Origin of the sequence: Stenotrophomonas sp. ZAC14D2_NAIMI4_7, from assembly GCF_003086675.1 — a bacterium.
Taxonomy (GTDB): domain Bacteria; phylum Pseudomonadota; class Gammaproteobacteria; order Xanthomonadales; family Xanthomonadaceae; genus Stenotrophomonas.
On sequence record NZ_CP025995.1, the window covers coordinates 2,202,807 to 2,217,179 of the forward strand.

A 14,373-nucleotide genomic window follows, 5' to 3' on the forward strand; every position below is an offset into this window, starting at 1 on the left:
TCTAAATTGTTCCGACCAGTTTTCCGCAACGCCCTTGCTTGAGATCGAGACGTCTCACATCCGAAGTCAATCGCCACTTCCGAGATCATTTCGCGTCCATGGACTTCAAGGGGATCCGGGCCGCCTTGAAGCGACAAGCGTTCCAAATTCAATCTTCTTGTCATCTTTCAGGTAGATGTAATCGTGTGGCTCTCTAGGTGCGTACGTGAAGCTAATGGCCCCGGGCGGAACCAGGGTCTGCTTCTTGATTTTGGTCCTGAGTCCTGCTTCGTCAAACATAATGCGGGTTCGGGATGGTGGCGTTCTATCCTCCAGTAAGCTGAGCGCCGGCTGGTCGTCAATAGTTGCTGTAAGTGATTCCACCACGGCGACGTCACCAATCTCGGTAATCGCGACTTCAATCCTAATGACAGGAAGAGGCTGATCCGGAAGCCACCAGAATCTTTCCCTGACATGAATAATCTGCGATAGGAAAAATTGCCGCGCTGGCGACCACTTTGATGCAGAAAGGAATTCGAAGATAAGCGGAAGATAGTCGACTTTGAAGCTAACCCTCTCCGCGCCTCTGCCGTCAAAACAACATTCGTAAGCTGCGCCGGCAAGGAACGCTTGGTCTTGGGTGGATGCATCTACCGCCCATTCGTCGAAGTCCAGCAGGAACCTGTCGGCACGCCATGCGCTTCCGTCAGCGGCTTGCAGGACGGCTCGCCCTGCGATAAATGCTGCGCCGGGCGCCTCGGGCATTCCGGCCTTCATGAGATCAAGAATCGCAGGGTTTTGAACATACCAATTATGACTATACAAGTCAGCGACGATACTCTTGTATGGCTCAATGAGTGAGTTGGTGGCAAATACTTTTTCGTCTCTCATCGCCTCGGAGGGAATGACCACGTCGGCGGCAACCTCTCCCTGCCTCGTCACGTGCGGGACGCTCGGTGGCGAATGCGCGTCGCCTTGGTCCTCCTCGTGCACGTCGCCTGAGCCATCCGAGATCGAAGTCGGTTCGGCTTGCGTCGCGCTCGAGACACTTGCATCGGACTGTGCCACCTGCTGTTGGTAGGCGAGAATGAAGCTGCGTACGTCCGAATCGAGCGCGATCCGAGGCGATTCTGAGCTGGAAAGGCCGCTCGCAATGTGCTCCAGTCGAACAAAGGCAATGTTGCGATGACCAACTCGCGCCTCAAATTCACTGGCTAGCCTCGGGTCAATCAGCGTAAGGCTTGGATCTTTGTTGGGTATGCTCTTTTGCTTTGCTCCCTTTGCGCCCTCGTCAACTTTACGCCTTAGTGGTGAATATACAAAATCAGATTTTTTCTCTTCGCAGATCACCATCGTGCACTTGAACTCGCCCGAATTCACCGGTTTTAGCGTTTGGGATCGCTCGAGGATCTCTAGCCAGATGGCCAGGTCGCCATCGACATTTCCCGCGGCGACTCCACGCTTCTCGCTTCCCTTTGCTTCATCAGTAAGTCCTGGAGGAATCCTGTTCAAGCGGCGACGCGCCGCCTGCTCCTCCACAAGACTAATGTGGTCGCCAAAATCAAGTGGAAGGCATTGACTCTGAAGGTGATCCATAAGCTCTTGGTGCACCACATCTGGATCCCGATCCTTTCCGACCGCATCAATCAAGTTTCGACACTTATCGAGCAAAGCGCCGAGCTCTTGTAGTGCGTGGCCAGCGGTGACCCCGAGCTGTGCCGCAAGCGCATCGATCTCATGCGATGATGCTGCCTGCGCAATGAATCCTTTAACAACCTTGCTTGAGGGAATGTTGCCAATTGACTTTGTCGCATCTGACGAAAATCCGTGATGCGATGAATTCTTTGCATGCAGAACGCCGTTAAAGTAATACTCATTGCAGGCCCAGCCTGGAACAAATAGACGGTTTTCCGCAACTGCATTGTCGAGTATTTTAAATAGCCCCCGTCTTGCCTCGCTAGGCATCCGAAAGGGAACGCTTAGAACATTCGTGTCCAAGAACACCAGGGTTTCTGAGTCCATGAAGGCCTCAAACATTGCCGTTGCATATTCTTGGTATGCGAATGGAAAGTCGCGAAAACCCAGTGGCGAGTTGATCTCAGAAATGCTTTTCATGGGACTTCCTTGTTGCCTTCCTTGGTTTGAGATTAAAGAAGTATAGCCACCTAGGCCAGCCGATCACTCACTCCCATCCCCGAAAGGCACTTGGATTCGCAGGCCCTCGCAGCGGTGTTACATCGATCGGACTTTTGGATTTCGACGAGCTCTGGCCCACTAACGTGACGCGTCACACCCAATCAACACCCCATTGGCGCCCCACCCCACTCCCACTATAGTGCCAGCCCTCACAAGGACCAGGCACCCACATGCCCTATATCGGAATCGGACTCCACGTACTGGCCGCCATCTTCTTCGCGGTGCACGCCATCCGCTCAGGCCAGAGCCTCTACTGGCTCCTGCTGCTCTTCTCGTTCCCGCTCCTGGGCAGCGTCGTCTACTTTCTGGCGATCTACTTTCCGGAAGCCCGCCACTCTCGCGGCGCGCGGCAGGCCATCCGCTCCGCCAAGCAGCTGGTCAACCCAGGCCAGGATCTGCGCAACGCGCGGGCCGAGCTGGCGCGCACGCCCACCGTGCAGAACCGGGTTCGCCTGGGCATGACGCTGCTCGATGCCGGCCAGGCCGAGGAAGCCAGAGACCTGCTGGAGCACGCCGCCAGCTCGCCGCTGGGCGACGATCCTTACATCCTGACCGGCCTGGCCCGCGCTCGCCTGGATTCCGGCCACGCCGCGCTTGCGGTCGAGACGCTGGACGGTCTGTTCGCCCGCCACCCGGATACACGCCGCAAGCCGGAACAGACCCTGCTCTACGCGCAGGCACTGGCCGAAGCCAAGTCGCCCGACGCCCGCGCAGCGTTCGAGCGCGCGGTGGACTGCGGGAACGATGCCGCCGCACGTTGCCTGTATGCCGAATGGCTGATGGCACAGCCGCAAGCGGCCGATCGGGATCAGGCCCGCAGCTTGTTCGACAGCATCCTGGACGATGCCAAGCATTGGTCGCGCCACGCGCGAAGCCACAATGCCACATGGCTTCAGCGAGCCAACGTGGCGATGAAAGGCCGCTAACGGCTCTAGTCCGTCGGCGAGAGGCTCTGAGCTCCGGGCGTCTTTCGCCACTGGATCCACGCGATCGCGGCGACGAAGAAGACGCTGCACAGGTAACTTCCTTCCGGCCCTTCCGCGCCGCCGGTCAGGGCGTCGAGGCCTTGCGGGCGCAGCGCCACCAGCAGCGCCGGCAAGTGCGCATCGATGCCGGTGACCGGCAGTTCGAAGCCGCTCGCGAGCAACCAGTTCCACCCCGCGTGCCAGCCCATCACGCCCCAGATATTGCCGGTCCGCAGCGCCCAGGCGCAGGCGAACAGCGAGAACAGGAACATGCCGAGCGTGACCCGGAGCGGCTGGTGCGGACTGAAATGCAGGAGGCAGAAAACGAGCGACACCAGCAGCACTGCCACCGCGACATTGGTCTTGCGCGCCACCGCCGACAGCATCCAGCCGCGGAAGATGATCTCCTCCACGCTCGCCTGGAACATGAAACTCAGTAGCAGCAGACCGATATGCAGCAGACTGATGGGCGATCGCCAGGCCAGCCCCACGCCTGCCGCCTGCATGCCGCCCGCCATCCAGATCGCGACTACTACCAGCGCGATCGTGCCGAATCCAACGGCCATTCCGCGCAGGAAGGTTTTCAGTGGCGCCGGACCGGTCAGCCCGATACTCGCCAGCGAGCGCCGTTCAACGAAGTGCACCCAAGCGAGCACGGCCACCAGCGTCGGCCCGAAGCCAATCCACAGCAGCGCGTGCAGGCCAGCGAGTCCGATCGGATCGCCGCCCGGCGTCGCCCAATGCTGCGACTGCATCCACCCGTCCAGCGCGATCACCGGCACCGCGTTGAACAGGATCATGAGGATCGGCGCCAGCCAGGCCCAAGGCAACCAGCCGCGGGCCGGTTCCGGCGAATACAGGGCAACGGGGGTCATGCGGGCTCCAGGTCGACGTGATCGCCGCTGGAAGTTGCCACCCGCGCAGAGGCGTGGCAACCCGTTTGCGACCAAGCCAGAGAAGCCGCCGATGAATGGCCCGGATCGCCGACCGGATGGCGCTGATTGGTCGCGCCACGCGCGAAGCCACAATGCAGCATGGCTTGAGCGGACCAAGGTGGCCATGAAGGGCCACTAACAGCTGCTGGCCGAGGGCATCGGCGTGTCGCATCTGCCTTGCCCTCGGCGGCTGCGGTCAGTTCGCGACAACGCACTCGCCTGAGCCGTCAATGCCGGCCGAGGCCTTGCGTACCAAGGCATCAGAATCGCCGCGCAATTTGCAACGATTCTGAAAATGTTGAAAGTAGTGACGGCATCGGCCCTACTGCCTTGGCATTGAGCGCAACCGGGCGTATTCCTTGCCGGGCCACCAAACACCGGTGGTCGGGGCTCGAAATCCCGGTTTTATGCTGATGTTTGCGCTTGCCGGCCGACACCACCCTCGCGTGGTGTCGGCTGGCAATCCGTTTGCCGACTATGGCGGGCGGTGCGTGGGGGCTTCGTGCCCACCGGTCTCAGCATAAACCGGATTTCGAGCCACGCACCGTCCGCCACCTTTATCGGTGGCGGCTTCTGCCTGCACGCAAGGAGCCCGCCGTGACCAAACCCTACTCCCCTGCCCCGCATTCCATTCAGGAACCGCCGGCAGCCGATCCCGCGCCAGACCCCAACACCCTTACGCAGTTGCTGCGCAGCATCGGCGCCGGTGCCGCCGCCGATGGCCAACCCTGGCCCGAACGCCACCCGCTGCGCAGCCGACAGATAGCACTGGCCGATGCCGATTGCGCTCTGGCTGGCCAGCGTGTGGTGCAGGAACTACTGCTGGCCGCCGAGCGCGCCCGCCAGAACGGAAACCCCGACCAGGACGTGGGCGACCGGGTAATGGAAGGCCTGGCCATGGCCTGCCTCGCGCTTAATGTCTTCATCCAGGAACGCGTGCGGCCGCTCGGTGCGGGGCGTGAGTGAAGTCATTCGTGGCGTCTGGCGTGATTGTCATCGGTGCGCTGGCCGCTATCGCCTGGCTGCCATGGCCGCAGGGCACCGCCGAAGCGACGCGGGCCTACCCGAAGGCAGGATTCGTTGAATACGGGCAGCTCTATGGCAGTGCGCACGGGTTTGTTTCCACGCGGCGCGCACCCGGCTTCACGGTCTACCCGGCGGATGCGGCAGCACCCTCTTTCCAGGTGCGCTGCCGGGGTGTCGTGGTGCTGCAGGTGGAGAGCACCACAACGGCGGTCACGCTTCGCCTGCCGGCCGACGCGCTGCAGCGCGCACCCGAAACGGAGGCGCTGTTTCTGGATCTTCAGCAGTTGATGATGTTCGCGCAGATTGAGGGCGTCAGCATTCCCGATGGGTACGCCCGGCCGTGGTGGAAGGCCGGGCCGGCGGTGCCAGAGGATGAGCGCTGTGCGCTGCCGTCTGGCGGCCGGCTGATTGACTGGTACCGTGCGGTGCGTTCGGTGGTGCGGGCATTGGTGGTGCGTGAACGATTCTGGTGACGGGTGTTGGGGCTTCAGTCTGAGCAAGCCCGACTCTGCTTGCCAGGGAATCTGCCGGTGATCCAGTAAGAAAAGTCTGATTCCCGGCGTCCCAGCCCAGCGCTAGACTTCGACGGCCTTCAATCGGAGCCGCCCACCATGGATCAGGACCCGTACCGCGCAACCCCGCCCCATCCGGCCACACCAGCAGACAGCTGGGTCATTGAGATTCCGGGCTCCATCACTCGCCCCATCAAGTACATGTGGCTGATGCTTGCCGTGCTGAGCGTCATCTCGCTTGCTGCGGCCCTGGTGCTGCTGTTCGCCATCCAGCGCCATGGCACCTTCATGGCAGCAGGCCTTGGGCTGACGACTTGCATGTATGTGCCCTTGGCAGTTGGTGTCTACAAGCGAATCCCGCTGGTCGCCGTAGGCACACTGATCATCAGTGTGATTGGGTTGCTTGGGGCGTTTCTGCGGGCGGCGATGGGCGATGTTTCGATCCCGGCGCTGGTCGTATCCGCCCTGATGACGCTGGTAAGTGTTCGTGGCACGATCGCCATCTATGCGTTCCACCGTCTTGTGGCCGATGCGCGCCGGCGGCCTCCGGGCCAGCCATTGAGTAACGACCCGGCGCTTGCGCAGAATCCGGAATCGTAACGCCGGTCGCGTCGGCGAGCCTGGCGCCCGGTGGGTTCAGCTGATGGGGCGAGGGGCGGCAGGCGCTTCAGTCGAGCACGCTCGACCCTGCCGCGTGGTGTGGCGCTTCCCAACAACATCCCCCGTCCTGAATCACTCCAGCTTTCTGTGGAAAATCCAGAAAGCGTCTCTTTGAGGAAGCTGCGGACGCGCTACGGTTCGGACCTGAACCGCCACATTGATCTGCCGAGCAAAGTCTGCAACCACCTCCGTTTCAATGCAGGAGATAGCGTCTTCAAGAAGATCGTCAGCGTCCCGATCCAGGAAGAAGTGCAGAGTGAAATCGTCCGGGCCCGTCACGAAGGCACAGACCGCTACCAGTGAAGGAAACACTTCACCGATCAGGGCGCGGCTGACGCTGACGAATATCTCCACCCGGAAACTGGATGCCATTCTTTGCATGTTGGATCATTCCATACCGAGGGGGCCTGGCAGTTCCGTGTTACCCCTACGCTGCAGGCCAATCGGTTCCGTCAGGGTCACCTTCCCGGCGCACGTCAGTGATCATGCCTGTGTATAGCTCCTTCAAGCGCTCAAGCACACCGTCCAGTTCATCAATGGCCTCAGCAGTATCGCCCTCGGCCAGAGCCGATCTTGCGTGCGTGAGATCGGCCATCAACCCCTGCAGGGTGTCTGACTGCATCGCAACTGCTGGATTCCTGCGACCAGGAAAATGCACGGTTGCGTTGTTTCCCGGCTCACCGTAGACCGAAATGAACATCATCGTCTTCATGTTTCAGGGGGGCTCAATGCAGGGGCTGGATCGGTGTTTTGGGCCGATGAGGAGGCAGGGGGAACAGTCGAGCAGGCTCGACTCTACAGCATGGGGCCTCGAATGCTTGCCGGCTGAAAGTCCTCGTAGTCGAGAGAACGGCTCGACGGATATCGAGCGGCGTCGCAAAACCGCTTCGTCACACCCTGCCAATGTGGTTGAACCATTCAGAAGATCGCTCACATTGGCCGCATCCAACCTCGACTGCTGGCACGTAGATAGGTGGACAACGCGCCAGGGCTGCTCGCACTGGTGCGTGATCCGCAGGATTGCCTGCACCCATCCAGAGGCCTGATGGCCTTTGCAAGCGAGGACACACACATGCGTACCCAGATTCAGCGTCTTGCCATTGCCGCCGGCATTGCAGTTGCCTGTGCGGTACCCACTGCGTTTGCCGCCGATAACCCGATGGTGGGGGGCGTGCCGATGTATGCGAACAAGAGCATCGTGGAAAACGCGTCCACCGCGAAAGACCTCAGCACGCTGGTAGCTGCGGTAAAGGCCGCCGGTCTGGTGGAAACCCTCAGCGGCAAGGGACCGTTCACCGTGTTTGCGCCCACCAACCAGGCGTTTGAAAAGCTGCCTGCCGGCACGGTCGATACGCTGCTGAAGCCGGAAAACAAGGCAAAGCTGACCAAGGTGCTGACCTACCACGTGGTATCGGGCACCTATACGGCCGCGCAACTGACCGCGGCCGCGCGGGGTAACGGTGGCAGCAGCACGCTGAAGACGGTGCAGGGTGAGCCGCTGACCGTGAAGCTGCAGGACGGCAAGGTGTGGGTTATCGACGCCAAGGGCGGCAAGGCGTCGGTCACCACGGCGGACGTAAAACAGTCCAACGGTGTGGTGCACGTGGTGGATACCGTGCTGATGCCGAAGTAAACCGTTTGCGCGGCGCGGCGGGATGTCCCCTGCCGCGTCCGCGCGCGCACTTTCCAGGGTCGCCCGAACAAGCCCGCCCCTCAGAAGCGCAGCGCCTCCAGCACCAGGCTGAAAGCCGGCGAAGGCTGCCGGCGGCTGGGGTAGTAAAGGTGGTACCCCGGAAACAGCGGGCACCAGTCCTCCAGCACCCGCACCAGCCGCCCGCTTTCCAGGTGCGGCTGCAGCTCGTCCTCTGGCAGATGCACCAGCCCCAGCCCATCCAACGCGGCATCCACCATATGGGGTGAGGTACTGAACACCAGCGGGCCGTCCACGCGCACGTTGAGCGCGCGTCCTTTCTTCTCGTACTCCCATACGTACAGCCCGCCGCTGGTGGGAAGTCGGATGTTGATGCAGCGGTGACCCGTCAGATCGCCGGGTGCCTTCGGCTTTCCATGCGCCGCGAAGTACGCCGGTGTGCCTGCCGTGGCCATGCGCAGGCGCGGGCCGATCGGCATGGCCACCATGTCCTTGTCGATGGATTCACCCAGGCGCACGCCGGCATCGAAACGGTCCGCCACGATGTTGCGCAGCGCGTAGCTCACGTCGAACTCGATGCGCACATCCGGGTACTGGTGCAGCAGCGGCATCAGCTTGGGCAGCAGCACCGTGCGCAGCACATGGTCGCCGCTGGTGATCTTGACCAGGCCACCCGGGGTATCGCGTAGCGCGGTGAGCGCGTCCAGCTCGGCGTCGATGTCGTCGAAGTGGTTGCCGATGGACTGCAGCAGGTGTTCCCCGGCCGCCGTGGGCGAGACGCTGCGGGTAGTGCGAGTAAGCAGGCGGATGCCCAGGCTTTCTTCCAGCGTCTTGATCGCTTGGCTGAGCGCGGATTGGGTGACGCCCAGAACGCCGGCGGCACGGGTGAAGCTGCCCTCGCGCGCGACGGTGACGAAGGCCAGCAGGTCGTTGAAGTTGCGTCGTGCCATGGGCCCAGTCTGCCACGGTTTTTAATTAGCACGGCTAATTGACCCATTCGTCATTCATTACCTAATCAAACGCCGGTGACGGGCGTACGCTGGCCTTCCTTTCCCCTCCCCTGCAGGCGCGCCGCCCCCGCGGCCCTTCCTGCAGCTATCGGCCCCTTGGGGCTTGGAATGCATTCATGAGTTCATTCAACCCTCCCCCGTCCGGGGCGGCCCTGGCAACGCCTGCCCGCTCGGCCACCGCCAAGGAATGGGGCGCCGTGCTGGCGCTGTCGCTGGGTGCCTTCGCCCTGGTCGCTTCCGAGTTCATGCCGGTAAGCCTGCTGACCCCCATTGCCGCCGATCTGCGGGTGACCGAAGGCCAGGCCGGCCAAGCCATTGCGGTCTCCGGTGCCTTCGCCCTGATGACCAGCCTGCTGGTCTCCCCGCTGGCGGGCCAGCTGGACCGTAAGTGGCTGCTGCTCGGCCTTACCGCCGCGATGATCATCTCCGGCACGCTGGCCGCCCTGGCCCCGAGCTTTCCGGTGTTCATGGTGGGCCGCGCGCTCATCGGCGTGGCCATCGGTGGCTTCTGGGCGATGTCGGCGGCTACCGCCATGCGCCTGGTGCCTTCGCACCAAGTGCCGCGGGCACTGGCCATCGTCAATGGCGGCAATGCGCTGGCCACGGTGATTGCCGCGCCCATGGGCAGCTACTTCGGCGCGATCATGGGCTGGCGCGGTGCGTTCTTCTCGCTGGTGCCGGTGGCCATCGTGGCCCTGCTGTGGAAGGTGGTCGCGCTGCCGCCGATGAAGGCGACGGCCGGGCGTGGCTCGTGGAATGTGTTCGCGCTGCTGAAGCGGCCGCCGGTCGCTTGGGGCATGGTAGGCGTGAGCCTGTTCTTCATGGGCCAGTTCTCGCTGTTCACCTACCTGCGGCCATTCGTGGAAAGCGCGCTACACGTATCGCCGTCCACGCTGTCGCTGTTGCTGTTGTTGATGGGGGCGTGCGGCATGGCCGGCACGCTGTTGATCGAGCCGTTCGTACACAAGGCGATGTTCCGCACGCTGGTGCTGCTGCCGGCACTGATGGCAGTGGTGGCCGTGTGCATGATCGCCTTCGGCAAGACGTTGCCGGTTGTCGCGGTGCTGTTCGCGCTGTGGGGCTTGTTGGGCACGTCTGCGCCGGTGGCCTGGTGGTCGTGGCTTGCCCGCACTCTGCCCGACGACGGTGAAGCCGGCGGCGGGCTGATGGTGGCGGTGGTGCAGATGGCCATCGCCACTGGTGCCACGGTGGGTGGCCTGCTGCTGGACAGCCACGGCTACCGCGCCACGTTCGCGCTCAGCGCCGCGCTGCTGCTGGGCTCTGTCGTGACCTCATACATCGCTGCGCGTTCGGCGCGGCGCCATCGGCTACCCAGTCATCGTTGAAGGAGACGTCCATGCAGTACACCCATCTGGGCCGCTCTGGCCTGAAGATCAGCCGTCTGGGCCTGGGCACCATGAATTTTGGCGAGCTTGCCGATGAGGCGGAAAGCTTCGCCATCATGGATGCTGCCGTGGATGCCGGCATCAACTTCTTCGACAGCGCCGACGTTTACGGCGGGCCGCAATCGCCCGACATGGCGCAAGGCTTTGGTCTCTCCGAGGAAATCATCGGCCGCTGGCTGAAGCGGACGGGTAAGCGCGACGACCTGGTGCTGGCCACCAAGGTGTACCAGCCGATGGGGCTGGGGCCGAATGACCGGCGGCTTTCGGCGTACCACATCCGCCGGGCCTGTGAAGCCAGCCTGCGCCGGCTGCAGACCGACCATATAGACGTGTACCAGATGCACCACGTGGACCGGGCCACGCCGTGGGACGAGATCTGGCAGGCGATGGAACAACTGGTGCGCGAAGGCAAGATCACCTACGTGGGCAGCAGCAACTTTGCCGGTTGGGATATTGCCACCGCGCAGGGCGTGGCCAGCGCCCGGAACACCGTTGGCCTTGTAAGCGAGCAGAGCCTCTACAACCTTACCCAGCGTATGGTGGAGCTGGAAGTGATTCCGGCGCTGCGCTACCACGGGCTGGGCCTGATTCCGTGGAGCCCGATCGGCATGGGCCTGCTCGGCGGCGTACTGAAAAAGGTGGCCAACGGCCGTCGCGCGACCCCGCAGCTTCAGCAGCGCATCGATCACCTGCGTCCGCAACTGGAAGCCTACGAGGCCTTCTGCGATGCGCTGGGCGAAGCACCGGCCGACGTGGCGCTGGCCTGGCTGCTGCACAACCCCGTGGTGACCACTGCATTGAGCGGCCCGCGCACCGTCGATCAGCTTCTGCAGAACCTGAAGGCGCCTGGCGTGAAGCTCTCAGCTGAGTCGTTGGCCCGCCTGGATGCCATCTGGCCCGGCCCCGGTGGCGAAGCGCCCCGCGCGTACGCCTGGTAATTCCACCCCCTGGAGTAATTCCCATGTCCCTGCTTCTGAGTGCATTGATTTCCATGGCCGCCCCGTCCACCAGCGAACCGGCCATGGACCCGCTCCGCGTTACGCCTGCGGGTGCTTTGCCGTCTGTTGCCGGCCCTGCGGAGTACTTCACGGGCCGCGTGCGCATCGACGGCGGCTTCCAGCGCCCTGCCCCGGCCAGGGTGGGCGGGGCGACGGTCACCTTCGAGCCGGGCGCACGCACGGCGTGGCATACGCACCCGCTGGGCCAGACGCTGATCGTGACTGCCGGCGTGGGCTGGGTGCAGCAGTGGGGTCAGCCGCGCCAGCAGATCCGCCCCGGCGACACGGTGTGGATCGCCCCGGGCGTGAAGCATTGGCACGGCGCGAGTGCCGATGCGGCGATGACCCATATCGCCATCGCCGAGGCCGTGGATGGCAGCCCGGTGACGTGGATGGAACAGGTCAGCGACGCGCAGTACGACGGCGGGACGTGACCTGTTGATTCATCAGCCACGCTGATAGGGGCGTTCTGGATTGCGCCGTAGTCGCGCTGGACCACCCAAGGCACCATCCCCCATATCCCCTGCGAACAGGTGAAACATGTGCAATTCCTGCGGTGACACGAACGATACCCACGCGCAGCCGGCGATGCCCGAACGCAGGCGCGCGCTCGCCTTGGCCGGTGCGGGCCTGGTGGCAGCACCGGCGCTTGCGGCCTTGTCTTCCGGCCGTGCCGACGCGGCTGCCGGTGCTCGCGCAACTGCTTCAACCGGACCGAGCACGGTAAAGGCCTACGGCACCCGCACCATGGGCCAGCGCATCGCGCCGATGGAGATCCAGCGCCGTGCAGTGGGTCCGCACGACGTGCTGATTGACGTGCTGTACGCCGGCATCTGCCATTCGGATGTGCACACCGTGCGCGGCGACTGGGGCACGCCGGCCTTCCCGTGCATACCCGGCCACGAGATCATCGGCCGCGTGCTGGCGGTCGGCGCGAAGGTCACCAAGTTCACCGTCGGGGAGATCGCTGGCGTGGGCTGCATGGTGGATGCCTGCGGCACCTGCGAGAACTGCCTGGCCGACCGTGAGCAGATCTGCCTCAATGGCACCACGTTCACCTACAACGCACCGGACAAGGTGTCCGGCGGCTCCACCCTGGGCGGCTATTCGGAAAAGATCGTAGTTTCCGAGCGGTTCGCGATCCGCATTCCGCCGGGCATGGACCTGGCCTCGGCCGCGCCGATCCTGTGCGCGGGCATCACCACGTTTTCGCCCATCCGGCATTGGGGCGTGAGGCCGGGCCAACGGGTGGGCGTGGTCGGCCTTGGTGGGCTGGGCCATATGGCGGTGAAGCTGGCCGTGGCCCAGCGGGCCGAGGTGACCATCTTCACCACCTCGCCCGGCAAGCTGGCCGATGCCACGCGACTGGGGGCCAGGCAGGCTGTGCTGTGGAGCGACGCTGCCGCGCTCAAGCCGCTGGCGAACAGCCTGGACGTGGTCATTTCCACCGTGCCCTACCCCTTCCAGGTGCAGCCGCTGCTGGACACCCTGAAGCTGGACGCCACGCTGGTGAACGTGGGGCTGGGTGAGCCGCAGGGGCTGAATCCTACGGCGATGGCGTTCGGGCGCAAGAGTCTGGCCGGCTCGATGATTGGCGGGATCGCCGAGACGCAGGCGGTGATTGACTATTGCTTTGCGCGGAACATCCGGCCGGATGTGGAGTTGATCTCGCCTGATCAGATCAATACGGCGTTTGACCGGGTGGTGGCCAAGGATGTTCGGTATCGCTTCGTAATCGATTTTGCGAAGAACAAGGTTTAAGCGATATTACCGTTTCATGTTGTGTGTGTGTGCTGTCGGCGCGCGGGCCACCAGCCCGTCCACGCCCGGCCTTCAACGAGTCACGGCGCCCGGCATCTGGAACGTGAACACGGTTCCGGTGCCTTCACTGGACGCCACCTGGAGCGTGCCGCCGTGAGACTTGGCAATTTCCGATGCAATGTAGATGCCCAGCCCCAGGCCGGGCCTGGGCAGCTCGCCCTGCTCGCGCGAAAACGGGCTGAAAATCCTGTCCAGTCTTTCCGACGGAATAATGCCTGCGTTGTGCACATCCAGCTTCAGACCATTGGAAGCTGCGTGAACCGTCACCGTGACAGGCGCACAGCGCTCACCATGCTGGGCAGCATTGGTCAGCAGGTTGGCCAGCAGTTGCGAAAGCCTGCTGGAGTCGCAGACCACGCTGCCCTCGATCTGCATCTGAACGTTGATGTCCCGGCGACCGGTAGCGATCGCCACCTCCTGCGCAACGCGTTCAAGGTCAGCCTGCAGGGAATGGCTTTCGCGGAGCGCGATCGGAATGCCGCCACCCAGCCGACCCCGGGCGAAATCAAGTACATCGTTGATCAGCCCATCCATGCGGGCTACGCCGGATGCGATGTACGCCAGCATCTGCTGCTGGCGCTGGGATGTCATCTCGATTTCCAGCGAATCTGCGGCTACGCTGATGGCCTGCAGGGGACTGCGCAGGTCATGCCCCAGCACCGCAATGAATTGGTCGCGCAGGTCTGAAAGCCGCTGCGCTTCGGACAGCGCTGTCGCTGCTTCCTTCAGGCGGTCCTCCTTGTCCAGGTAGCTCCCAACAAGGTCGGCAAGCAGCTCCATGGATCGTCGCACGTGGGCTTCATCAAAGTTGCCCGGCGACGAATCGATGGCGCAGAGGGTCCCGAAGAAACTGCCATCGGGCCGGTGAATTGGAACGGACGCGTAACTCTCAAGCCCGTAGATCCGCGGGGTGTGATGCTTGGAATACAGCGGATGTGCACTGGCCTGGGCAAACACAACCGAGGTGGGCGACTGCCTGATCTCGTCGCAGATGGTGGTTTCCAGCACCAGTTGCCCGCCGGGAACGAGGCCAAAGCCCAGGGTGTCCAAGGTGGCGCAGGCCGTCCAGGTCGTTTCTGTCACCCTGGCGATCGCAGTAAATCTCGATCCCGTTATATGGGCGACGGTTTCGAGGATGCGCGGTACCGCCTCGATACGACCGATCTCAGCGATGTCGTTCAGCAGGTTGGGATCGGTCAGGGCGTGCATGTGCT

The 14,373-nt window shown here is 63.1% G+C and carries 15 protein-coding genes; 9 read left to right on the plus strand and 6 right to left on the minus strand.

The genetic code is table 11. The annotated features are described in order from the left end of the window. Nucleotides 1-105: 105 nt before the first annotated feature. The gene (locus C1922_RS20395; protein WP_159091930.1) at nt 106-2,094 is read right to left on the minus strand and encodes a PIN-like domain-containing protein; all 1,989 of its coding nucleotides are present in this window, start codon (nt 2,092-2,094) and stop codon (nt 106-108) included. Nucleotides 2,095-2,345: 251 nt separating this feature from the next. On the opposite strand from C1922_RS20395, the gene C1922_RS10110 reads away from it, so the two are divergent. After that, entirely contained in the window at nt 2,346-3,101 is a 756-nt protein-coding gene (locus tag C1922_RS10110; protein WP_108749626.1) for a tetratricopeptide repeat protein, read from the plus strand. A 5-nt stretch (nt 3,102-3,106) separates the two neighbouring features. Here C1922_RS10110 and C1922_RS10115 read toward each other — a convergent pair whose 3' ends face one another. Next, on the minus strand, nt 3,107-4,015 hold the full coding sequence (locus C1922_RS10115) for a type II CAAX endopeptidase family protein (RefSeq protein WP_108749627.1): 909 nt from the start codon (nt 4,013-4,015) through the stop codon (nt 3,107-3,109). A gap of 657 nt (nt 4,016-4,672) precedes the next feature. Here C1922_RS10115 and C1922_RS10120 point away from each other — a divergent pair. From C1922_RS10120 to C1922_RS10130, 3 genes are all read left to right on the plus strand, one after another. Then, nucleotides 4,673-5,041 (plus strand): hypothetical protein, encoded by a 369-nt coding sequence (locus tag C1922_RS10120; RefSeq protein ID WP_108749628.1) that lies wholly within the window; start codon nt 4,673-4,675, stop codon nt 5,039-5,041. Further along, a complete protein-coding gene (locus C1922_RS10125; RefSeq protein ID WP_108749629.1) occupies nt 5,038-5,574 on the plus strand; it encodes a hypothetical protein in 537 nt (178 codons plus the stop codon). The genes C1922_RS10120 and C1922_RS10125 overlap by 4 nt, the downstream gene beginning before the upstream one ends. A gap of 138 nt (nt 5,575-5,712) precedes the next feature. Further along, nucleotides 5,713-6,213, plus strand: coding sequence for a hypothetical protein (locus tag C1922_RS10130; protein ID WP_159091934.1), 501 nt, complete (start codon nt 5,713-5,715; stop codon nt 6,211-6,213). Between the two features lie 132 nt (nt 6,214-6,345). Here the strand turns inward: C1922_RS10130 and C1922_RS10135 are convergent, their stop codons facing one another. After that, on the minus strand, nt 6,346-6,654 hold the full coding sequence (locus tag C1922_RS10135) for a hypothetical protein (RefSeq protein WP_108749631.1): 309 nt from the start codon (nt 6,652-6,654) through the stop codon (nt 6,346-6,348). 46 nt (nt 6,655-6,700) lie between these two features. Then, a complete protein-coding gene (locus C1922_RS10140) occupies nt 6,701-6,985 on the minus strand; it encodes a hypothetical protein (protein ID WP_159091938.1) in 285 nt (94 codons plus the stop codon). 360 nt (nt 6,986-7,345) lie between these two features. Between C1922_RS10140 and C1922_RS10145 the strand changes: the two genes are divergently transcribed. Further along, nucleotides 7,346-7,906 carry a fasciclin domain-containing protein gene (locus tag C1922_RS10145; protein ID WP_108749633.1) on the plus strand — a complete coding sequence of 187 codons (561 nt, stop codon included), beginning with the start codon at nt 7,346-7,348 and terminating at the stop codon, nt 7,904-7,906. Between the two features lie 80 nt (nt 7,907-7,986). Here the strand turns inward: C1922_RS10145 and C1922_RS10150 are convergent, their stop codons facing one another. Continuing rightward, nucleotides 7,987-8,874, minus strand: a complete 888-nt coding sequence (locus C1922_RS10150) for a LysR family transcriptional regulator (RefSeq protein WP_108749634.1) — start codon at nt 8,872-8,874, stop codon at nt 7,987-7,989. A 176-nt stretch (nt 8,875-9,050) separates the two neighbouring features. On the opposite strand from C1922_RS10150, the gene C1922_RS10155 reads away from it, so the two are divergent. The 4 genes from C1922_RS10155 to C1922_RS10170 all read left to right on the plus strand — a co-directional run bounded on the left by C1922_RS10155 (nt 9,051) and on the right by C1922_RS10170 (nt 13,099). After that, nucleotides 9,051-10,280 (plus strand): MFS transporter, encoded by a 1,230-nt coding sequence (locus tag C1922_RS10155; RefSeq protein ID WP_108749635.1) that lies wholly within the window; start codon nt 9,051-9,053, stop codon nt 10,278-10,280. A gap of 11 nt (nt 10,281-10,291) precedes the next feature. Continuing rightward, nucleotides 10,292-11,278, plus strand: a complete 987-nt coding sequence (locus C1922_RS10160; protein ID WP_108749636.1) for an aldo/keto reductase — start codon at nt 10,292-10,294, stop codon at nt 11,276-11,278. A gap of 23 nt (nt 11,279-11,301) precedes the next feature. Continuing rightward, nucleotides 11,302-11,772 (plus strand): cupin domain-containing protein, encoded by a 471-nt coding sequence (locus C1922_RS10165; RefSeq protein WP_199912244.1) that lies wholly within the window; start codon nt 11,302-11,304, stop codon nt 11,770-11,772. A 313-nt stretch (nt 11,773-12,085) separates the two neighbouring features. Next, the gene (locus tag C1922_RS10170) at nt 12,086-13,099 is read left to right on the plus strand and encodes an NAD(P)-dependent alcohol dehydrogenase (RefSeq protein ID WP_199912256.1); all 1,014 of its coding nucleotides are present in this window, start codon (nt 12,086-12,088) and stop codon (nt 13,097-13,099) included. A 72-nt stretch (nt 13,100-13,171) separates the two neighbouring features. Here the strand turns inward: C1922_RS10170 and C1922_RS10175 are convergent, their stop codons facing one another. Next, nucleotides 13,172-14,368, minus strand: a complete 1,197-nt coding sequence (locus tag C1922_RS10175) for a GAF domain-containing sensor histidine kinase (protein ID WP_108749638.1) — start codon at nt 14,366-14,368, stop codon at nt 13,172-13,174. Nucleotides 14,369-14,373: the final 5 nt, after the last annotated feature.

Bases quoted from the DNA above. Each gene is read 5' to 3' on its own strand.
- C1922_RS20395 (WP_159091930.1), bottom strand. From the start codon at position 2,094: ATGAAAAGCATTTCTGAGATCAACTCGCCACTGGGTTTTCGCGACTTT.
- C1922_RS10110 (WP_108749626.1), top strand. From the start codon at position 2,346: ATGCCCTATATCGGAATCGGACTCCACGTACTGGCCGCCATCTTCTTC.
- C1922_RS10115 (WP_108749627.1), bottom strand. From the start codon at position 4,015: ATGACCCCCGTTGCCCTGTATTCGCCGGAACCGGCCCGCGGCTGGTTG.
- C1922_RS10130 (WP_159091934.1), top strand. From the start codon at position 5,713: ATGGATCAGGACCCGTACCGCGCAACCCCGCCCCATCCGGCCACACCA.
- C1922_RS10135 (WP_108749631.1), bottom strand. From the start codon at position 6,654: ATGCAAAGAATGGCATCCAGTTTCCGGGTGGAGATATTCGTCAGCGTC.
- C1922_RS10140 (WP_159091938.1), bottom strand. From the start codon at position 6,985: ATGAAGACGATGATGTTCATTTCGGTCTACGGTGAGCCGGGAAACAAC.
- C1922_RS10145 (WP_108749633.1), top strand. From the start codon at position 7,346: ATGCGTACCCAGATTCAGCGTCTTGCCATTGCCGCCGGCATTGCAGTT.
- C1922_RS10150 (WP_108749634.1), bottom strand. From the start codon at position 8,874: ATGGCACGACGCAACTTCAACGACCTGCTGGCCTTCGTCACCGTCGCG.
- C1922_RS10155 (WP_108749635.1), top strand. From the start codon at position 9,051: ATGAGTTCATTCAACCCTCCCCCGTCCGGGGCGGCCCTGGCAACGCCT.
- C1922_RS10160 (WP_108749636.1), top strand. From the start codon at position 10,292: ATGCAGTACACCCATCTGGGCCGCTCTGGCCTGAAGATCAGCCGTCTG.
- C1922_RS10165 (WP_199912244.1), top strand. From the start codon at position 11,302: ATGTCCCTGCTTCTGAGTGCATTGATTTCCATGGCCGCCCCGTCCACC.
- C1922_RS10170 (WP_199912256.1), top strand. From the start codon at position 12,086: ATGGGCCAGCGCATCGCGCCGATGGAGATCCAGCGCCGTGCAGTGGGT.
- C1922_RS10175 (WP_108749638.1), bottom strand. From the start codon at position 14,368: ATGCACGCCCTGACCGATCCCAACCTGCTGAACGACATCGCTGAGATC.